Source organism: Bifidobacterium actinocoloniiforme DSM 22766, from assembly GCF_001263395.1.
Classification (GTDB): Bacteria; Actinomycetota; Actinomycetes; order Actinomycetales; family Bifidobacteriaceae; genus Bombiscardovia; species Bombiscardovia actinocoloniiformis.
This window is the reverse complement of the sequence record NZ_CP011786.1, coordinates 936,259-957,031: the sequence shown is the minus strand read 5'-3', so window position 1 is coordinate 957,031 and position 20,773 is coordinate 936,259. Positions and strand designations below refer to the sequence as shown.

At 63.7% G+C, this 20,773-nt stretch carries 17 protein-coding genes; 15 read left to right on the top strand and 2 right to left on the bottom strand.

What is annotated here, in order from left to right:
- Positions 1-20: 20 nt before the first annotated feature.
- From AB656_RS03825 to AB656_RS03800, 6 genes are all read left to right on the top strand, one after another.
- A complete protein-coding gene (locus tag AB656_RS03825; RefSeq protein WP_033504802.1) occupies positions 21-677 on the top strand; it encodes an L-threonylcarbamoyladenylate synthase in 657 nt (218 codons plus the stop codon).
- Entirely contained in the window at positions 674-1,855 is a 1,182-nt protein-coding gene (locus tag AB656_RS03820; protein ID WP_033504803.1) for an MraY family glycosyltransferase, read from the top strand. Before AB656_RS03825 ends, AB656_RS03820 begins: the two co-directional genes overlap by 4 nt.
- A gap of 47 nt (positions 1,856-1,902) precedes the next feature.
- Entirely contained in the window at positions 1,903-3,450 is a 1,548-nt protein-coding gene (gene guaB, locus AB656_RS03815) for an IMP dehydrogenase (RefSeq protein ID WP_033504804.1), read from the top strand.
- Positions 3,451-3,566: 116 nt separating this feature from the next.
- Entirely contained in the window at positions 3,567-4,271 is a 705-nt protein-coding gene (orn, locus tag AB656_RS03810) for an oligoribonuclease (protein ID WP_033504805.1), read from the top strand.
- A 42-nt stretch (positions 4,272-4,313) separates the two neighbouring features.
- Positions 4,314-5,720: a PIF1 family DEAD/DEAH box helicase gene (locus AB656_RS03805; protein ID WP_033504806.1), complete on the top strand. Its 1,407-nt coding sequence runs from the start codon at positions 4,314-4,316 to the stop codon at positions 5,718-5,720.
- 433 nt (positions 5,721-6,153) lie between these two features.
- Positions 6,154-7,971, top strand: a complete 1,818-nt coding sequence (locus tag AB656_RS03800; RefSeq protein WP_144418926.1) for a proline--tRNA ligase — start codon at positions 6,154-6,156, stop codon at positions 7,969-7,971.
- Between the two features lie 214 nt (positions 7,972-8,185).
- Here AB656_RS03800 and AB656_RS03795 read toward each other — a convergent pair whose 3' ends face one another.
- Entirely contained in the window at positions 8,186-9,058 is an 873-nt protein-coding gene (locus AB656_RS03795) for an exodeoxyribonuclease III (protein ID WP_033504808.1), read from the bottom strand.
- A gap of 334 nt (positions 9,059-9,392) precedes the next feature.
- Between AB656_RS03795 and AB656_RS03790 the strand changes: the two genes are divergently transcribed.
- Positions 9,393-9,932 (top strand): single-stranded DNA-binding protein, encoded by a 540-nt coding sequence (locus tag AB656_RS03790; protein WP_051905315.1) that lies wholly within the window; start codon positions 9,393-9,395, stop codon positions 9,930-9,932.
- Positions 9,933-10,081: 149 nt separating this feature from the next.
- Here the strand turns inward: AB656_RS03790 and AB656_RS03785 are convergent, their stop codons facing one another.
- Complete coding sequence (locus AB656_RS03785) at positions 10,082-12,166, bottom strand: M13 family metallopeptidase (protein ID WP_033504809.1); 2,085 nt, start codon at positions 12,164-12,166, stop codon at positions 10,082-10,084.
- A 185-nt stretch (positions 12,167-12,351) separates the two neighbouring features.
- On the opposite strand from AB656_RS03785, the gene AB656_RS03780 reads away from it, so the two are divergent.
- From AB656_RS03780 to AB656_RS03745, 8 genes are all read left to right on the top strand, one after another.
- Positions 12,352-12,993 (top strand): HdeD family acid-resistance protein, encoded by a 642-nt coding sequence (locus AB656_RS03780; protein WP_144418925.1) that lies wholly within the window; start codon positions 12,352-12,354, stop codon positions 12,991-12,993.
- A gap of 69 nt (positions 12,994-13,062) precedes the next feature.
- Positions 13,063-13,842, top strand: coding sequence for a type I methionyl aminopeptidase (gene map, locus AB656_RS03775; protein WP_033504810.1), 780 nt, complete (start codon positions 13,063-13,065; stop codon positions 13,840-13,842).
- Positions 13,843-14,025: 183 nt separating this feature from the next.
- The gene (prfB, locus tag AB656_RS03770) at positions 14,026-15,159 is read left to right on the top strand and encodes a peptide chain release factor 2 (protein ID WP_033504811.1); all 1,134 of its coding nucleotides are present in this window, start codon (positions 14,026-14,028) and stop codon (positions 15,157-15,159) included.
- Positions 15,160-15,287: 128 nt separating this feature from the next.
- Complete coding sequence (gene ftsE / locus AB656_RS03765; protein ID WP_033504812.1) at positions 15,288-16,490, top strand: cell division ATP-binding protein FtsE; 1,203 nt, start codon at positions 15,288-15,290, stop codon at positions 16,488-16,490.
- Entirely contained in the window at positions 16,487-17,410 is a 924-nt protein-coding gene (gene ftsX / locus AB656_RS03760) for a permease-like cell division protein FtsX (RefSeq protein ID WP_033504813.1), read from the top strand. Before ftsE ends, ftsX begins: the two co-directional genes overlap by 4 nt.
- Before the next feature lie 144 nt (positions 17,411-17,554).
- Positions 17,555-18,925: a CHAP domain-containing protein gene (locus AB656_RS03755; protein ID WP_033504814.1), complete on the top strand. Its 1,371-nt coding sequence runs from the start codon at positions 17,555-17,557 to the stop codon at positions 18,923-18,925.
- A 136-nt stretch (positions 18,926-19,061) separates the two neighbouring features.
- Positions 19,062-19,544: an SsrA-binding protein SmpB gene (smpB, locus tag AB656_RS03750; protein WP_033504815.1), complete on the top strand. Its 483-nt coding sequence runs from the start codon at positions 19,062-19,064 to the stop codon at positions 19,542-19,544.
- A gap of 278 nt (positions 19,545-19,822) precedes the next feature.
- Complete coding sequence (locus AB656_RS03745) at positions 19,823-20,764, top strand: ABC transporter substrate-binding protein (protein ID WP_033504816.1); 942 nt, start codon at positions 19,823-19,825, stop codon at positions 20,762-20,764.
- The last annotated feature ends 9 nt before the right edge of the window (positions 20,765-20,773 follow it).

Genomic DNA, 20,773 nt, shown 5'->3' with positions numbered 1-20,773 from the left:
GGACGGAGAGGCGGGAGCGCATGGGCGTGATAGCGGCCATCAATCAGGATTCCCTGGCTGAACTCAGGCGGGTGATCCGTTCCGGTGGCCTGGCGGTCATCCCCACCGACACGGTTTATGGCATCGTCTGTGACCCATACAGCGATGCGGCCATCGACACCCTCTTCGCCGCCAAGGAGCGGCCCAGGAGCAAGTCCCTGCAGGTCCTTTTGCCCTCAGTGGCCGCCATCGACCAGCTGGGGCTGGACCTGCCTGATTCCTTGGCCCGCCTGTCCAGCCGTTTCCTGCCTGGTGCCTTCTCTCCCATTTGCCTGGCCAGGCCCGACTGCCGGCTCAAGACCTTGCGCCAGGAGGCCGCTGGCCTCACCCAGGCCGTTCGCGTGCCCGACAGCGACGACTGCCGGGCTGCCCTCGCCGCGGCTGGGCCCCTTGCCGCGTCCTCGGCTAACATCTCCGGTCATCCCAGCGTCCAGAGCGTCCAGGAGGCCTACGACCAGTTGGGGGACCGGGTCGCGCTCTACTTGGACGGCGGATCCACCAAGGGCCCAACCCCCTCGACGGTTGTCGCGGTCCAACCTGACCAACCCGGTGGCGTGACCATCCTGAGGCAAGGTGCCATCGGCTCCGATCGGATTTTCGAGGCCCTAGGCATGGGCAGGCAAGGCGGGCGAGGATGAGGGTCTACCTGTTCATCGCCGCCATCGCAGGCGGCGCCACCTGGCTTCTGACGCCATTAGTGCGGCATCTGGCCATCAGGATCGGCGCGGTGGGAGAGGTCCGGGCCCGCGACGTGCACACGGTCCCCACCCCGCGAATGGGGGGCCTGGCCATGCTGCTGGGGTTCGCCACGGCCATGTTCTTCGCCGCGCGCATCCCGTTCATATCGGGCTTGTTCAAGACGGGCCACCAGGCCTGGGTGGTCCTGGGCGGAGCGGTGGCCATATGCCTCTTGGGCATGGCGGACGACTTGTGGGATTTGGACTGGATGCTGAAGCTGGCAGGCCAGCTTCTGGTCTCGGTCTTCGTCTCCTGGGGCGGGTTGCAAATCATCTCCCTGCCCTTGGGCTCACTGGTTACCGCCTCGCCCTCGCTGTCGATGGCCATCACGGCCTTCCTGATCGTCGCCTCGATCAATGCGGTCAACTTCGTGGACGGCTTGGACGGCTTGTCCTCGGGCATCGTAGCCATAGGCGGCATCGCTTTCGCCATCTACTCCTATGTCATCTCCCGCTTCTCGCCCTCCTACGCCTCGATGGCCACCCTGATCGACGTGGCCCTCGTGGGCATTTGCGTGGGCTTCCTGCTGCATAATTGGCATCCGGCTAAGCTTTTCATGGGCGATTCGGGCTCCATGCTCCTGGGCTACTTGATTACCTGCGCCTCGATTGTGGTCACCGGCCGCCTGGACCCGGCCACCATCCACACTTCGATATACTTGCCTGCTTTCATGCCCATCCTCCTGCCGATCCTGGTGCTCTTCCTGCCGGTGCTCGACATGTGCCTGGCCATCGTCCGCCGCTTGAGCAAGGGCCAGTCGCCTATGCACCCCGACCGCATGCACTTGCATCACCGGATGCTCAGGATCGGCCACTCAGTCCAGTCGGCGGTGCTGATCCTCTGGGGTTGGGCGGCGCTCTTCTCCTTCGGCTCGCTGACCATCCTGTTCGTGCCGGTGCGCTACGCGATGCTGGGTCTGGCAGTCGCGGCCGCCTTGCTGACCATCGCGACCCTCTTCCCCTACTATTTGCGAAGGCTGCCTGAATTGCGCCAGGAGAACGCGCAACTGGCCGAAGCCAGGCGCGCCCAGCAGGGGCCAAGCGCAGGAGGAAGCGGGCAGGGGAGGGCCCGGCAGTAGGGTTTGCGGGCCCATCCCACGTCTGCGGCAGTCTGTATCATGTTGTTATGTCTACTGAGCATTCTTCCCCAGATCAGTCCATCTACCAGCCTGTGCCCCCTAAGTTCGAAAAACTTGGCTTGGCCTATGATGATGTCCTTTTGCTGCCGAATGAGTCGGATGTCATCCCCTCCGAAGTGGACACCACCACTCACCTGACCCGTCGCATCACGATGAAGTCGCCGATTTTGTCGGCGGCCATGGACACCGTGACCGAGGCGCCCATGGCGATCGCTATGGCACGCAACGGCGGCATCGGTGTCCTCCACCGCAATTTGAGCATCAAGGATCAAGCCAATCAAGTGGACATCGTCAAGCGTTCCGAGTCGGGAATGATTTCCGATCCGCTGACCGTGACCCCTGACGCCACCTTGGCCGAGCTGGATAAGCTCTGCTCCACCTACCGGGTCTCCGGCCTGCCGGTCGTGGACGAAGACCAGCGGCTGGTCGGTATCATCACCAACCGAGACATGCGCTTCGTGGAGCCTCAGGATTACAACCGCCTGCGGGTGAGTGATGTGATGACCAAGGAGGGGCTGATTACCGGCCCGGCCGACATCACTAAGGAGGATGCCCACCGGATCCTGGCCAAGTACAAGGTGGAGAAGCTGCCTCTGGTCGACGGCGCGGGGCGTCTGGCTGGTCTGATCACCGTCAAGGATTTCGTCAAGACCGAGCAGTACCCGGACGCCACCAAGGATGAGCGCGGCCGCCTGCGTGTGGCTGCGGCGGTCGGCTTCTTCGGGGACGCCTGGGAGCGGATTTGCGCTTTGCGCGACGCTGGCGTGGACGTGCTGGTCGTGGATACGGCCCACGGGCACGCCAAGCTCATGCTGGATATGATTCGACGGATCAAGTCCGATAGCGCCTTCGACGGGGTGGATGTGATCGGTGGCAACATCGCCACGCGCGAAGGGGCGCAAGCCCTGATCGACGCTGGCGTCGACGCGGTCAAGGTGGGCGTGGGCCCTGGCTCGATTTGCACCACCCGCGTGGTGGCCGGTGTCGGCGTGCCCCAGCTGACCGCCGTCTACGACGCCTCCCTGGCTTGCAAGCCCGCTGGTGTGCCGTTGGTGGCCGATGGCGGCATTCACTACTCGGGTGACATAGCCAAGGCGATCGTCGCCGGCGGCGACACCGTCATGCTGGGCGGCCTGTTGGCGGGGACGGCCGAGGCACCGGGAGAGAAAGTCCTTCTGCACGGTAAGCAGTACAAGATCTACCGGGGCATGGGCTCCTTGGGCGCTATGGCGCCGCGCGGCAAGAAGTCCTACTCCAAGGATCGCTACTTCCAGGCGGATGTCAGCTCGTCCGACAAAGTGGTGCCCGAAGGCGTGGAAGGCGAGGTGCCCTTCCGTGGACCGCTCAACTACGTGCTTTACGAGCTGGTAGGCGGCCTGCACCAGACCATGTTCTATACCGGCGCCCGCACCATTCCAGAGCTTCAGGAGAAGGGCCGCTTCATCCGCATCACCGATGCGGGCCTGCGCGAGTCCCACCCTCACGACATCGTGATGACCAAGGAAGCCCCCAACTACTCCGGTTTCCACGACTGAGGGCGGCGGGCGGCCTGAGACCGGTCGCCCTTGGACGGTAAGCTGATGGGTTCGGCGCGGGGCTTGGCCTCCCGCGCCGGACCTGAGCCATGGAAGCAGCGGAAGGAAACGGACGGATGAGCGATACGAGCGATGTGACCTTCACCCCGGAAGAGTCGAGGATGATTTGGATCGACTGCGAGATGACCGGATTGGACATCTTCCATGACGAGTTGTGCGAGGTGTCGGTCGTGCCCACGGACTTCAACCTGAACGTGCTGGACAAAGGCATTGATTTGGTGATTAAGCCCTCCGACGCCGCCGTGAGCCACATGGGTGATTTCGTGCGCCGGATGCACACCTCCTCCGGCCTGATTGATGAATGGAACCGTGAAGGCCTGAGCCTGGAGGAGGCCCAACGGCAAGTCGTGGATTACGTCAAGCGTTTCCTGCCGAAGCGGGGCAAGGCCCACTTGGCTGGCAACTCCGTGGGTTCGGACAAGAAGTTCCTGAACCGCTACATGCCCGACCTGATGGACCTCCTGCATTACAGGGTCATTGATGTGTCCACCTTGAAGGAGCTGGCGCGTCGCTGGTATCCGGCGGTGTACGAGAATAAGCCCGCCAAGCACGGTGGCCACCGTGCCTTGGCCGACATCATCGAATCGGCCGACGAGCTGCGCTACTACAGGGACATGTTCTTCGCCCCCGCTCCCGGACCGGACGCCCAGGCCGCGAAGGTCGGCGCCAGGCGGGTGGAGGATACCTCCCTCCTGCGCGCTTATGAGGCCCAAGGCCAGCCTGTGGAGGACACCGCCACCCCGCAAAAAAAGGACTATTAGAGCCGGGCGCGGCCTGTACCGCCTGCGAGGGAGCATGGAATCATGCAGCAATCCGAAGCCCTGACCATCCTGGACGCGGGCGCCAACGTCTTCATAACCGGCGCTCCCGGCGCAGGCAAGACCTACGTGCTCAACGAATTCATCGCCCGAGCCCGCCGACGGGGGGCCAAGGTGGCCGTCACCGCCTCGACTGGCATCGCCGCGACGCATATCAATGGGCAAACCATCCACTCCTGGTCCGGCGTGGGCATATCCAAGGTCATGACCGACGGCTTGCTCAAGCGGATCAGGAGCCGGCGCAAGCGGCAAATCAGTTCCGCTGACATCCTGGTCATTGACGAGGTTTCGATGATGCACGCCTGGCTTTTCGACATGGTGGACCAGGCCTGCCGGGCTGTGCGCCACAGCCCTGAGCCCTTCGGCGGCATCCAAGTGGTGCTTTCGGGCGATTTCTTCCAATTACCGCCAGTGTCCCGCTCCGTGCGCGATAATGACCTGGTCGCTGCCAGTCCCGAGTTCCAAACCTCCCGGGCCGCCTACGCCCAGGCGGGCAAGGACCCGGAGGGTTTCGTGACGGAATCCTTGGTCTGGGATGAGCTGGAGCCTGTGACCTGCTACCTGACCGAGCAGCACCGCCAGGATGACGGCCAACTGCTGACCGTCCTGACCGACATCCGCGAAGGTTCGGTCAGCCAGGAGGACCATGACGTGCTCTCCGGCCGCATCGGCATCCAGCCCCAGCCAGGCCAGGTGGCCGTCCACCTTTTCCCCGTCAACCGCCAGGCCGACACGTTGAACGACCTGCGCTTGGCGCAAATCACCGAGGAACCCCACGAATACGCCTCCACGCAGACCGGGGAGCCCCGACTGGTGGAACGGCTCAAGAAGAATATGCTGGCCCCCGAAAGGCTCCAGCTCAAAACAGGCGCTGCCGTCATGGCCCTGCGCAACGACCAGGACCACCAGTATGTCAACGGTTCAATCGGCACGGTCTGTGGTTTCGCGCCCCTGGCCAAGGGCGGCTGGCCGATCGTCGCCTTCGAGAACGGCAATACCGTCACGATGAAACCTGCGGCTTGGGAGATGATGGACGGTGAGACTGTGCTGGCGGCGGTCAACCAGGTGCCCCTGCGCTGCGCCTGGGCCATCACCATCCACAAGTCCCAGGGCATGACCCTGGATCGTGCCGTCATGGACCTGCGCCGCACCTTCGCCCCGGGCATGGGTTACGTGGCCCTCTCCCGCGTGGAGGCCTTGGACGGGCTCTACCTGGACGGCATCAACGAGCACGCCTTCCTGGTTTCGCCCGAGGCCGTTATCCTTGATTCCGAGCTGCGAGCCAACTCCCAAATCGCCTGTTCACGCCTGGCCGACGAGGGTTCGGGCTCCTTCGCCAAGCAAGCGATAGGCCAAGAGGAGGATGAATTCGGCCAGGACGCGCTCTTCTAAACGGCTTCGCCCAATTCCTCTCCTTGGTTCTCTGGGGGTTTTCCGGGGTCTGGGATAGCAGGGTCGGGCGCATCGGTCCAGCCGCGCGGTGGTGCCGTCCTCAACGGACGGTTGGGGGCGGGGCCCACACGGTGACCCCTACCGGTTCAGTCCGTCTCGGATCAGCATTTGGCCCGGAATCGGTGGGTCTCATACGCTGCACGCATCCCCCACCCTGGCGCCAAGGTGGATGAAAGTTGAGATTGGATGGTCCCCTGCACAAGGTGCTGCGCTAGGCCCATCCGCGCCACAGACATGGGGGCACCCCTCCCTTCCCCGTCCTAGAGCATCGCTTGTGGCCTGAGCGGACTGCCTCCGTCCTGGTGGGAGGAATCGAAATCCGCGGCCTGTCTGACCGCCGGTCTTGTCGCTGAAAGCGCATATTCTGAGGCTTATGAAAGCCACTGCATTACGTATGTCAACCCTCTTTTTGCGCACCCTTCGTGAGGATCCGGCGGATGCCGACGTGGATTCGGCCCGGCTCCTGCAAAGGGCGGGCTACATTCGCAAGGCCGCGCCCGGCATCTGGACCTGGCTCCCGTTGGGCCTGCGCGTGTTGAACAAGGTCGAGGCCATCGTCCGCGAGGAGATCGACGGCATCGGCGCCCAGGAGGTGCACTTCCCGGCCCTGCTTCCGCGCGAGCCCTACGAAGCCACCCATCGCTGGGAGGAGTACGGCGACAACATCTTCCGGCTGAAGGACAGGCATGGGGCCGACTACCTGTTGGCTCCCACACACGAGGAGATGTTCACCCTCCTGGTCAAGGACATGTACTCGTCCTACAAGGACCTGCCCGTCACCCTCTACCAGATCCAGACCAAGTACCGTGACGAGTTCCGACCGCGGGCCGGTCTGGTGCGTGGGCGCGAGTTCATCATGAAGGACGCATATTCCTTCACCATTGACGAGGATGGTTTGAAGCAGGCCTACCAGGACGAGCGCGCCGCCTACGAGCGCATCTTCCAGCGGCTGGGTCTTAACTACGTCATCGTCCGCGCGGTCTCCGGGCCTATGGGGGGCTCCGAGTCCGAGGAGTTCCTGGCGCCGCTGGCCATTGGCGAGGACACGTTCGCGCTCGCCCCCTCCGGCAAGGCCTGGAACGTGGAAGCATTGACCACGCCGGCCGTGGAGGATGTCGATTGCTCCGCAACCGCCGCTATGGAGGCCCTGGAGACACCTGACTCGAAGACCATTGAAAAGCTGGTGGACCAGGCCAACGCGCTGCACCCGCGCCAGGATGGCCGCCAGTGGACCGCCGCCGATACCTTGAAGAACCTCATCATCGCGGTCAAGCACGCCGAGGATGACGAGCATGAGCGGCCCTGGCGCGAACTGGTGGCCATTGGCCTGCCCGGCGACCGACAGGTGGATATGAAGCGCTTGGAAGCCCAGTTCGCGCCGGCGGAGATCGAGGAAGCCAACGAGGACGACCTGAAAGCGCATCCTGAGTTCGTCAAGGGCTATATCGGTCCGCGAGTGCTGGGTCCGCAGGCGGAGGAGAAGGAAGGCATCGCCGAGCCGGTGCACTACCTGATGGATGCCCATGTGGCCCGCGGCTCCGCCTGGATCACCGGGGCCGACCAGGAGGGCTTGCACGTCTTCAACGCTGTGTACGGGCGCGATTTCGAGGCTGACGGCACGGTTGAGGCGGTCGAGGTGCGACAGGGCGACATGAGCCCGGATGGTTCCGGCCCACTGAGCTTTGAGCGTGGCGTGGAGATTGGCCAGGTCTTCCAGCTGGGGCTCAAGTATTCGAACGCCTTGGATCTGAAGGTCCTGGACCAGAACGGTAAGGCCGTCCCGGTGTGGATGGGCTGCTACGGCATCGGCGTCTCCCGGGCCCTGGCTTGCATTGCCGAATCCCACCACGACGAGCACGGCCTGGCATGGCCCGCCGCTGTGGCGCCCGCCCAGGTGCATGTGCTGGCCACCGGTAAGCAGGCCGAGGTCTTCGAGAAGGCCGATCGGTTGGTGGCCGAGCTGGAGTCGCAAGGCATCGAGGTGCTCTACGATGACCGGCCCAAGGTCTCTCCGGGCGTCAAATTCAAGGACTCCGAGTTGATTGGCGTCCCCCTGGTCGCCATCGTGGGCCGCGACACCATGTCCAACGGCACCGTCGAAATCCGCAACCGCGACGGCTCCGACTCAGTCGCCGTCCCAGCCGCCGAAGCCGCCCAAACCATCGCTGAGAGGGTAGCCGCTTTAGCCTAGTTCCCAGTTATGGAAGCCCATCCTATGGCAGATTGCTCTTGAGAGTGGTCTGCCATTTTGTTTTCTCATGCGCCACGGTCCGCTTGCCCTGTGCGCCGGGAATCGAGTTGCGCAGACTATGACGCGCCCGGGCATATACGATGCCAAGACTCGTCGGTGGCGCGTGCTGTTCATAGTCAGAATCACTCAAGAGGAGCAGCGGTCGCGCGCCGCATCAGAGATTGACGGTGAGCTCTAGGGGGAGGTGGTCCTGGCGGGTGCCGGTGTCCAGTGGGTGGCAGGCGGTGATCGAGTCGGCGACTCGGTTGGAGGCCAGCCAGTAGTCGATTCTCCAGCCCGAGTTGTGGGCCTTGGCGGTGGGGACGCGCTGGGCGAACCAGGTGTAGATGGAGCGCTCGGAGTCGCCGTCGCGGAAGGTGGGGGCCGCATCGCCGTGGAGCTCGCGGAAGGAATCGGTGAAGCCAGCGTCCAGGAGCTGGGTGAAGTCGGCGCGCTCCTCGTCGGTGAAGCCTGCCGAGTGGTGGTTGGTCTGGGGGTTGGCCAGGTCAATCTCCTCGTGGGCCACGTTGAAGTCACCACCAACGAAGACCGGCAGGCGCTTGTCGAGCTGGTGGATGTAGTCGCGGAAGCGCTCGTCCCAGACCTGCCGCGCTTTGAGCCGTACCAGGCCGTTTCCCGAATTGGGCGTGTAAACCGTGACGACGAAGAAATCAGGGAATTCCAGCGTGAGTATGCGGCCCTCGCTATCCATCGTATCCGGGGCGCCGATTTGAGGGCGGTCCACGTCCGGCGAAGGCAGGGAGCGCTTGTAGAGCATCATCGTGCCCGCATAGCCTTTGCGCGCCGGAGGTTCAGAGGTGTTATACACCACTTCATACTCGGGGAAGCGGCTGCGGAGCTGCTCGATCAAGGCATCGGTCTTCTTGGCCTGACCGCTGTTGAGCTTCGTCTCCTGGATGGCGAAAACGTCGGGTTGGGCGGCCTCCACCCCCTCCACGACCTGCCGGGACAGGGCTGAGCGCTCGCTGGAACCAGCCAGGGCCGCGTTCAAGGAGTCGATGTTCCACGAGATGAACGTGTAGGCCATGTAAGGTCCTCTCTGCTGGCTTGAGCGGCTGATGCAGCCTTAGTTTAAGCGGCGCAGCTGACCTGCGCCTTCAGAAGATTTATCCACGATCGGTTATCCACATCGGCTTGGCGGGAGCCACATTCGACCACAAGGCCGGGAATCGCCAGCTTGAACGGACGCTGCGGAGCATGATGGGAGCACCGCAGGCCTTGGGCCGTATGGGGCTGGCGGCGTCGGGCGGAGGTGAGCGCAGACGCTGTCCGTCGACCGGTCAGGGCCTGCGGTCCACACTCGGCCGCTTCGGGTGGGCGGGGAAGGACCATCGACCATAGGATTCAGGAGGGCAGCAGGCATGGCCATGCACCAGACGAGGATGACGATAGCGGGATTCGTGGGCAAGGACCCCACGCGGGTGGGGCAGGAGGGCGGCACGCCGGTGTGCACCTTCCGCCTGGGGTCGACCGACGGTTTCTACGATGCCAGGACCCAAGCCTGGCGCGAGTTTCCCACTACGTGGATTACGGTCAAGGCTTTTAAATCCCTGGCTAACAACGTGCTTCAATCGGTGCGCAAGGGCGACCCGGTTCTGGTGACGGGATCGGTGTCCACCGAGGAGTGGGTCAAGGACGGGCAGAAGCGCTCGTCCCTCGTCCTAGAGGCGGACGGCGTGGGGCACGACCTGAACTTGGGGGTCTCCATCTTCCAGCGGGTGAAAGTCGGTTCGTCGTCCGCCAGGGGGACGCGGGGCATGGAGGGAGGCCAGCCCAATCATCCTGCAGGCGCAAGCGCGCCGGCAGTGGCGGCGGTGGTAGGTCAGCGGGATAGAAGGAACCCCGGTGGAGCCATCCAACTCGCTACCCGGGGATCCATTCAAGCAAAGCCCGTCCGCTGATCCGGGCGAGCAGGTGGACAGCCCGCCGCCGCTGGTCATGGACCCTTTTTAGGCCGTCGCCCGTCGACCGTCGCCTGCTCGTCCATGACGACCGTGCGCAGGCAGCCGCCACAAGCCAGTGGGACCGCCCGCGCCGATTCGTCATTGGGTCACCAGATGCTGACCCGCTGGTCAGGGGCGCGCCACATGCCGTCCCCCTCGCTTACGCCGAACGCCTCATAGAACTTGTCGACGTTCGAGGCGATGCCGTTGGTGCGGAACTCGGCCGGAGCGTGCGGGTCGATTTGCAGGTACTGCTCGGCCAGCTCGTCGCGCTCCTTGGACCGCCAAATCGAGGCGTAGGACAGGAAGAAGCGCTGCAGTCCGGTGAAGCCATCGATCCGGGGGGCCGCAGCCAGCGCGGCGCTGATGCCCTCCGGGCTGGCGTCCCTAGGTTGGCCCTCCGCCTCCTGCAAGGCGAATGCGTAGGCTTTGAGCGAGATGTTCATTCCGCCCAGGTCGCCGATGTTCTCACCTATGGTCAGGGCGCCGTTGACGTGTGGTGCCTGGCTGGGGTCATCCGCGTGCTTGTCTGCTATCTGGCGGGGGACGTAACCGTTGTATTGGGCGATCAGCTTGGCCGTGCGCTCCTCGAAGTTGGCGCGGTCCTGCTCGGTCCACCAGTCGTTGAGGCGGCCATCGCCGTCGTACTTGCTTCCCTGATCGTCGAAGCCGTGGCCGATCTCGTGGCCGATCACCGAACCGATGCCGCCGTAGTTGGCCGCGTCATCCGCCTCAGGGTCGAAGAAGGGAGGCTGGAGGATGGCTGCGGGGAAGACGATCACGTTCAGGGAGGGCTCATAGTAGGCGTTCACCGTCTGCGGGTTCATTAGCCATTCGTCCTTGTCGACGGGCTGGCCGGCCTTGCTTAGCTCGTAGCCGGTCTCGTACAGGGACGCCCGGCGCATGTTCTCGGCTAGGCTCGCTTCGGCTGAAGGCCGGAAGGCGCTGTAATCGCGCCATTTTCGGGTGTATCCGATCTTTGGCTCGAATTTGGAGAGCTTATCCAGGGCCTTGGCCTTGGTCTGCTCGCCCAGCCAGTCGGAAGAGGATATGGAGGCCCGATAAGCGTCGATCAGGTTGGCGACCAGCTCCTCCATGCGCGTCTTGGAGGATTCGGGGAAGTGGCGCTTAACGTACTCCATGCCCACCTCCTCGCCGCAGATCGAGTTGACCAGAGAGACGGCGCGCTTCCAGCGGTCCCGCATGCGCTGGGCCCCGGAGAGCACTTTGCCGTAGAAGTCGAAGCTGGTCTGGTCGAAATCCTGGCTCAGGTAGGAGGCCTGACTCATGATCGTGTGCACCCGGGCCCATAGCTTCAGGTCATCCAGTTCGCTGTCCCGCCAGAGGGCATCCAGGCCGGTGAGGAAGCTGGGCTCGTGCACGATCGTGTGTTCCAAGGCCCCGAGCAGGTCCACCGGTTGGGTGTCGGCGCCTTCGGCGGCTGAATAAGCGTCCTGCCAGGCGTGGGCCCAGGCCTCGATGTCCAATTGGGGCAGGGCCGCCTTCAGGTCGGCGAAGGTGGTGGGGTTGTAGGTCTTGTCCTCGTCGCGGGTGGCGACATTGTCCCAGTGCTGCGCTGCGATTCGGGTTTCGAAGGCCATGAAACGCTCCGCCTGCTTGGCCGCCTGCGCCTGGTCAGCGGCATAGCCCGCAAGTTGGAGCATCCGTCCCACCATGACCAGGTAAGCCTGGCGGATGGGCTCGTAGCGGTCCTCGCGGTAGTAGGCTTCATCGGGCAGGCCCAGGCCGCCCTGGGCGATGTGAATCACGTTATGCTCGGGGTCGCCAGGGTCTCCGTAGACGCCCATGTCGAACAGGTCGGGGCCGCCAGCCGGGCTCATTGAACCCAACAGGGCGGTCAATGCCGGTTTGTCGGCCACTTCGTCGATGGCCCGCAAGCTGGGGCGGATGGGATCGAGTCCGGCGCGTTCAATTGCGTCGGTGTCCAGAAAGCTGCTGTAGATGATGGCCGACTTGGTCGCCGGGCTGTCCGGGTCTTCCAGGATATCGCGGATCTGGCCTTCGGCGTCCTCGGCCAGCTGATCGAAGGAGCCGAAGCGGGAACGGTCCTCGGGTAGGTCGTAGGTGTCGATCCAGGGGCCGTTGACGAAGCGGAAGAGGTCGTCCTGGGGCTTGATGACGGAGGAGAATGATGCCGGGTCGAGCCCGGACTTGCGCTGTGTATGATCCATACCGTTCAAGCGTAAACCCTGCCCCTGCCGCCTGCAAGGAGGGCCATTTTACTCTCGAAGTGCCTGTGGCGCGTGAATTTACCGCCATGCGCAATGTCGGCGTAAGTCTTCTGCCGCCTCTTTCGGACGCATACACTAGGAATGATTATGGTACGCAGCCATGGAACAGTACGAGGAGATTCACTATGAATGACGAGAGCCAGGGGCCATACGGGCCTGACCTGTACCAGCAAATGCCCGGAGGGCCTCAGCGGTCCCGAGATCCCTTCAGGCTAATCGTCGAAGATCTGACGTCCAAGTCGGTGAACCTGGTCAGGGCCGTGTTCGGCATTGTCGGCGCGGTGGCTCTGATCATCGGCCTGGCCCTCCTGATCGTGCCAGGTAAGACGCTGACCGTCTTCACCGTGGCCTTGGGCGTCTACTTCATCATCACCGGCCTTGTCCACCTGATTACCTCGATCGTGGCCCAGGGGTTGCCGGGCGGCTGGCGGGTGCTGAGCGTACTGATTGGAGCCCTGCTGGCTATTGGCGGCGTTGTGATTGTGAAGAACACGACCGTATCCGCTTCCACTCTGTTGGTTTTGGTCACCTTGATCGTCGGCATCGGCTGGATTATGGAAGGCGTCATGACCCTGGCCGAATCCTGGGCCGTGCCCCACTCGGGTTGGGCCATCTTCAGCGCGGTAGTCTCGATCATCGCCGGCGTTTTCATCTTGATCAACCCGATGGGCTCTACCGTCGTCCTTGTCATCTTCGGCGCCTGCGCGCTCGTCGTCCTGGGTGTCGCCTCCCTGATTCGCGCGTTCACCTTCGGTCGCCGGCGCTGAGTCTGGCGCACGGGGAGCCCCGGGCTTAGAGTGGGGAGGGACGCTCCGCTGTGAAAGGACCGATGAACGGTGATTGAGATCAAGACCAAACAAGAGATTGAGCAGATGAAGCCCGCTGGCAAGTTCGTCGGCTCCATCCTGAAGGACCTGCGAGCGATGGCCAAGCCTGGCGTCAACTTGCTGGAGCTGGATGACTATGTCAAGCGCCAGATCGAGTCGCGTCGGGGGGCTGAGTCCTGCTACGTGGACTACGCGCCCGATTTCGGCACCGGCCCCTTCCGCCACTACATTTGCCTGTCGGTCAACGACGCGGTCCTGCACGGCGTGCCCTTTGACTACTCCCTGCGCGACGGCGACCTCCTGTCGATGGATTTGGCGATTAGCGTGGATGGCTGGGTGGGGGATTCAGCCATCAGCCTGGTGGTCGGCGAGCACGCGGACCCGGAGGACCTGCGCCTGATCAAGGCTACGCAGGACGCCCTGGAGGCCGGCATCAGCCAGGCCAGGGCCGGCAACCGTCTGGGCGACATCTCCGCTGCGGTCGGCGACGTGGCGCATGAGAATGGTTACAGCGTCAACGTGGAGTTCGGCGGCCACGGGGTGGGTCACGTCATGCACGGCGACCCCATTGTGCCGAACGACGGCTCCGCCCACCACGGCTTCAAACTGCGTCCAGGTTTGGTGATCGCGATTGAACCCTGGTTCATGGCCGGCACTGACGAGATTTTCCAGGACCCTAAGGATGGTTGGACCTTGCGCTCCGTCGACGGATCCCGAGGTGCCCACAGCGAGCACACAATCGCCATCACCGAGGGCGACCCGATCATTCTGACCGCTAGGGACGAGTGATGCATGCCCGGTTCGGCCGTTTCGCCGAACCGGTGCTTGTGAGGGGCTCCAGGTAAACTGGGCTTACGATGAATACGCGCAAGAGACGAGGCATCACCGCCATCACGCACGACCTTTGACGACCGGCGGGAGTTTTCGAGTCGGCGGAGCCAAACAGCATCGAAGCGGAGGATGACGGTAAGCATGGCGGAGTTTGATTTCTCCCAGGCCTTGAGCGAAGCCCAGGCCAAGTACAACATGATCGAGAAGGCGTTGGACCCTGACGCCTTGCGAACGAGGGTCGGCGAGCTGGAGCGGGAGGCTTCCGCCCCCGGGCTTTGGGACGACCAGGAGCACGCCCAGGAGGTGACCAGCCGTCTCTCGACCCTGCAAGGCCAGTTGAAACGGCTGGACTCTGCCCGCAGCCGGCTGGATGATGTGGCGACCCTGGAGGAGATGGGGCGCGAGGAGAACGACCACGATACCCTGATCGAGGCGCAGAACGAGGTTGAATCCATCGGCAAGGACCTGGCGGACATGGAGATCCAGACCCTGTTGGACGGCGAGTACGACGAACGTCCGGCCGTGGTGACCATTCGCTCCGGCGCCGGCGGCGTGGACGCGGCCGACTGGGCCCAGATGCTGATGCGCATGTACCTGCGCTGGGCCGAGCGCCACGGCTACAAGACCAAGGTGATGGACACGTCCTACGCCGAGGAGGCGGGCATCAAGTCCGCGACCTTCCAGGTGGACGCGCCCTACGCATACGGCCGCCTGTCGGTGGAGGGCGGCACCCACCGCCTGGTGCGCATCTCGCCCTTCGACAACCAGGGCCGCCGGCAAACCTCCTTCGCCGCGGTCGAGGTCATCCCGCTCGTGGAGCCTACGGACCACATCGACATCCCCGACTCGGACATCCGGGTGGACACTTACTGCTCCTCGGGCCCCGGCGGACAGGGCGTCAACACCACGTATTCGGCCGTGCGCATCACCCACTTGCCCACCAACATCGTGGTGACCATGCAGGACGAGCGCAGTCAGATTCAGAACCGGGCCGCGGCCATGGCCGTGCTCCAATCCCGGCTTCTGGTCCTGCGCCACGAGGAGGAAGCCAGGAAGAAGAAGGAGCTGGCCGGCGACATAAAGGCCTCCTGGGGCGACCAGATGCGTTCCTACGTGCTTCACCCTTACCAGATGGTCAAGGACCTGCGCACTGGCTACGAGACCTCGCAGACCCAATCGGTCTTCGACGGCGACATTGACGGTTTCATTGAGGCGGGCATCCGTTGGCGCCACCAGCAGCGTCAGCAGGAACGCGCCGAGGCTGAGGGCAGGTAGTTCCGGGCTTCAGATGGCGGCGGAGCGTGAGGCTTCTGCGAGGAAGGGCGCGGTCCGGGGCGGACTGGGCCCCTCTCCGCTAGGCTGGTTGTTCGGGGGGTTCGAGCTTTGCAAGGATTGGAGAGCGCATGGCGCTGATTTCGCTCAAGGATGTGACCAAGATCTACCCAAAGGGCACCCGTCCCGCCTTGGACAGCGTGAACTTGCAGATAGACCGGGGCGATTTCGTCTTCCTCGTGGGCGCTTCGGGCTCCGGCAAGACCACTTTGCTGCGCCTGCTCCTGCGCGAGGAGGAGGCTACGGAGGGCGAGATCCGCGTTGCCGGTAACGACTTGCGTCGTCTGAAGAACCGCCAAATTCCCCTCTACCGGCGTTCGATAGGCTTCGTTTTCCAGGATTACAAGCTCCTGACCAACCGCACGGTCTGGCAGAATGTGGCCTTCACCCTGGAGGTGATCGGCGCGAGGCGCTCCACCATTAAGACCATGGTGCCCCAGGTCCTGAAGACGGTCGGACTGACCGGCAAGGAGGGCAACTACCCGCACGAGCTCTCAGGCGGTGAGGCCCAGCGTGTGGCCCTGGCCCGCGCTTATGTGAACCACCCGGGCATCCTGCTGGCCGATGAGCCGACTGGTAACTTGGACCCGACCACTTCCTTAGGCATCATGGAGGTCTTGGACGCGATCAACCGCACGGGCACCACAATCGTGATGGCCACCCACAATGAGGAGATCGTCAACTCCATGCGCAAGCGGGTGGTGGAACTGCACGGTGGCCACATCGTACGCGATGAGCGCCAGGGTTCGTACGATTCCGCCAAGTTCTTCCCCGACGCCGACGTGGAGGCCAGGGCCCAGCGCGCGCTCGGCAAGGAGCCGCAGCAACGGCAAGTGCAGGCTGCGGATATGGCGACCGACGGTCAATTCAGCGATGCCGGCATAGCGCGCTTGGCCTCTTCAGTGCACTCGGGCCGCACCGGCCGCTACGGTGAAGCCTTCGCCCCGGTCGAAGAGACCCTGACCTGGGGTAAGGGGCTCCGCTTGGACGAGGAGGCCGTCCGGGAGCAAATCGCCCAGGGGCAGGCGGCGGACGTGGAGGCCGCACAGGTTTCGGAAACCTCTGAAGGCGATGAGGCGGGGGAGGCGTCCACGACGCAGGAGGCCCAGGCCGCCGAAGAGGCCCAGCGACCCTCGGATGCTCCCGAGGAAGGTAAGGCCGCGCCACCGGTGCCCCCGCAAAAGCCCCAAGGGACTGATGAGCGGACGGATGGCATCCAGCAACAAGCGCGGGCCGCGGCTGAGAGGCCCGAGAGCGAGGGGGAGCAGGCATGAGACTGCGATTCATACTGTCCGGCACTTGGGACAGCCTCAAGCACAACGGTTCAATGATCTTGTCGGTCATGCTCGTCACCTTCATCTCCTTCCTTTTCATCGGCGCTTCGGGCCTGATGCAGGCGCAAATCGCCAAAGCCAAGGGCGACTGGTATTCCCAGGTGGAGGTGGTGGTCTGGCTATGCCCGGACGGCGCATCCCAGGCCGCCACCTGCGCGGCTGGCAAGGCTCCCTCCAAGGCGCAAATCGTCCAGATGGAGAACACGATCCACAGCGAGCTGGGTGATTCCGTCTCCAAGATTTCCTACGAGAGCCGGGAGGACTTCTACAAGGACACCTTCCTCAAGCAGTATCCGAATGGCGTCTACCAGGGCCGCACCCTCACCGCCGCGGATATGCAGGACTCCCTGCGGCTCAAGTTGACCGACCCGACCAAGTATCAGGTGGTCTCGGAGGTGCTCTCCGGCCGTGACGGCGTGGAGGAGGTGCAGGACCAGCGCCAGATCTTCGATCCGGTCTTCAAGATATTGAACCGTGCCACGGTCGTGACCGTGGTCTTGGCCGCGGTCATGGTGTTGGTGGCCATCTTACTGACTGGGACGACCATCCGCATGTCGGCGGCCTCGCGCAGGAACGAGACCGAGATCATGCGCCTGGTGGGCGCTTCCAACATGACGATTCGCATGCCGTTCATCTTGGAGGGCATGGTCGCCTCGTTGTTGGGCTCCTTGCTGGCGGTGGGCGCCCTGTCGGCGATTGTTAAGCTCTTCGTCACCGATTGGCTGGCCCAGACGGTCCAGTGGATGCCTTACATCAACCAGAGCACGGTCTGGCTGATGGCCCCCGCCCTGATTCTTGGCGCGGTGGCCCTCTCCGCCCTGGCCTCCACGGTCTCCCTGCGGCGCTATTTGAAGGCTTGACGGGGGTTCGCCGGGGAGCGGACGTGATGGTCGCGCGAAAATACACGGTCCCGTCTGGCTCCCTCCAGGGTCTTCACATAGAATGTTGGCTTATCAGTGAGTAAGGGAATCGCGTTTAGGGAAGGGTGTGAAAGCTTGATTCGAATGAAGCGGATGCGGGCGGTCGTAGGCTTCGCCTTGGCCAGCTGCGCCCTCCTAGCGGGGGCGGTGACCTCCGCGGTCGTGGACGCGCCCAAAGCCCAGGCGGTCAGCTGGAGCGAATACCAGCAGAAGGTGAACACCAACGAGTACCTGAAGAACAAGTTGGCGGGCGTCTCCTCCGAGCTGGCCCAGCAGATTGAGGATTTGAACAACCTGAACAACACCGAGATTCCGGCCGCCCAGGAGTCCTTGACCCAGGCCCAGCAGAGCGCCGAGCAGGCCAAGAGCCAGGCCCAGGCGACCGGTGAGCGACTGGAGGCCGCTAAGAAAGACAAGCAAGCCCTGGAGGAGAAGATCAAGCAGTCCGGGATCGACTACGACGACGCAAAGGACGCTGTGGCGCAGATGGCCCGTAAGGGCTTCCACGGTTCCGACGCCTCGGATGTGATGAACCTGGTGACCAAGTCCTCCAACACCCAGGAGTTCGTGGGCAAAATGCAGTCGGACGCGGCCGTCAGCCGAAGCGAGGCGAATGCCGCCTCGGACGCGGCGGGCAGCATGAACACCTCCATGAACCGCAAGGACCGTTTGGAGGCCATCGAAAAGCAGATAGCCACCCTGAAGAAGCAGGCCGACGAGGAGGCCGCCTCGGCCCAGAAGGCGGCTGAGGACGCCCAGACCAAGCAGGACCAGCTCAAGGCGCTGCGCGATCAGGGCGCCCAAGCCAGGGCCAGCCTGGAGGCGCAGAAGGGGAGCCTGAGCTCTCAGTCCGCTCGGGAGGCCGCGGACATCGCGACCATGCAGTCGCAGATTGACTCGTGGAGCATACAGAACGCCAGCGCAGGGTCGTACAACCCCGGCTCCGGTGGCGCCCAGCAGAGCGGCGGCGGAGCAGCGCCCTCCGTCGGTGGTGGTGGTGGCGGCGGTGGCGGTGGCGCCTTTGGCATGAACTACGCCGTCCCCGGTTCCTGCCCCTCCGGCTCGGGCTTCTGCTACGGGCACCCCACGGGCAACAGCGTGGGTGGTTCCGCCTATCCCCCCCGCCAGTGCACCCTGTGGGCCTACCTGCGGCGCTCTCAGCTGAGCCTGCCCGTCGGCTCGTATATGGGTAATGGCGCGGATTGGGCCAACACGGCTCGTGGCTTAGGCTACGTGGTCAACAACACCCCGCATGTGGGAGCGGCCATGGTCTTCGCCCAAGGCCAGCGGGTCGGTAGCTGGAACGCTGATCCCCAGTACGGCCATGTCGCGGTGGTGGAGCGTGTGAATGGTGACGGGTCGGTCCTCATCTCCGAGGGCGGCACGGGATTCGCCACGTTCCCGGCCTCCGAGATCGTCTACAATGCCGGCGCCTACCAGTACGTGCATTATTAAGTTAAGCGGTACGCCTGGCTGAGCCGAGGGCGTCATCCCAACCGGGGTGGCGCCCTCGTGCTATGGTCGAAGCCAGTTCGAGAAGGCCATTCCACAAGGAGCAGCGCATCCGGCAGAGGCGCGGGAAGGGGGTCGCATGGCCAAAGAGACGGGCATTCAGACGATCGCCCAAAACCGCCGTGCCAGGCACGACTACACAATCGAGGACGAGTACGAGGCCGGCATCGCTTTGACCGGCACCGAGGTCAAGTCCCTACGCGAGGGCAGGGCCTCCTTGGCTGAGGCCTTCGTCTCGATTGACCGCTCCGGCGAGGTCTGGCTGGAGGGGGCGAACATTCCCGAGTACCTTAACGGCACCTGGAACAATCATGCGCCCAAACGCAAGCGTAAGCTCCTGCTCCACGCTAAGCAGATCGCCAAGCTGAGCCGGCAGATCGATGCCAAGGGTTACACGATCGTCCCCTTGAGCCTGTATTTCAAGGATGGGCGGGTCAAGGTGCAAATAGCCCTGGCGCGCGGTAAGCGTGAGTACGACAAGCGCCAGGCTCTGCGCGAGGAGCAAGACAAACGCGAGGCTCAGCGGGCCATGCGCTACAAGAACCTTAGGGGTCGGGCCTGACCCGCGTGGTCTGCCTGCTCGTATGGCATACGGCGGCAATGGATGCGCCGTCTCCTCGCTCATAGCGATTCACATAGCCGCGACACGCCGGAGAGGTCCGGGCTGCGATGAACGCCGCCAGGCGCTGGTTCCTTTGCGGTTCCAGGGTTTTGGGGCTCTCGCCCGGGTGGGCTGTGGAAGGTTCGCTAGGGCACGATGCATAAAAATACAAATTGATGCATAATAGTACTAGTGGATGAAGGCCGAGGCGTCGCCGCGGCGAGAGAAAGGACGCGATTATGAAGTCAATCAAAGCCTTGGGGGCAGCGGTCATCAGCCTGGCGCTCCTGGCCAGCCTGGGCGCCTGCGGCACCACCGATGAGCCCTCCAAGTCCGGCGGTTCCGGCAAGGACTCCTCGGCTCTCTCCCACCCCACGCCTTACGACGTGTCCGGCATCAAGAAAGACGACGCGATCGCTTCCCTGGTGCCCCAGTCCGTAGCCGGTGACGGCAAGTTTAAGGTCGGTATGGAGACCACTTACGCGCCGGGGGAATTCGTGGACGAGGACGGCAAGACTCCGATTGGGTACGATGTGGACCTGTCCAAGGCCCTGGCTCAGGAGATGGGGCTCAAGCCCGAGATGGTCTCCGCCTCCTTCGATTCGATCATCCCCTCCATTGGCTCCAAGTACGACGCTGGCATCTCCTCGTTCACCATCACCAAGGAGCGGGAGCAGGCCGTCGATTTCGTCACATCCTTCAAAGCCGGCACCGCCTTCGCGGTGAAGAAGGGCAATCCCAAGAAACTCCAGGACAGCGACCTGTGCGGCTCCAAGGTGGGCGTGCAGACGGGCACGATGGAGGAGCAGGGCGCGGACAAGCTCTCCAAGGAATGCACCGCCAAAGGCAAGAAGGCCATCGATGTGCAGTCCTTTAAGTTGCAGACCGACGCGGCCACGGCGGTGATGACCGGCAAGATCGACGTGTTCTACGCCGATTCGCAGGTGACCGGCTACGCCATTAAGCAGACCGGCCGCAATCTGGAGCAGCTGGGCAAGGACTCGGACGTGGTCGTGCAGGGCATCGCTCTCAAGAAGGGCGATACGCAGATGGTGGAGGCCACGCAAAAAGCCATGCAGAAGCTGATTGATGATGGCACCTACGGCAAGATCATGGACCACTGGGGCGTCAAGTCCGGTGCCGTGGATAAGGCCGAGGTCAACCCCGAGGTGGCGGACTGATTCGAGCCA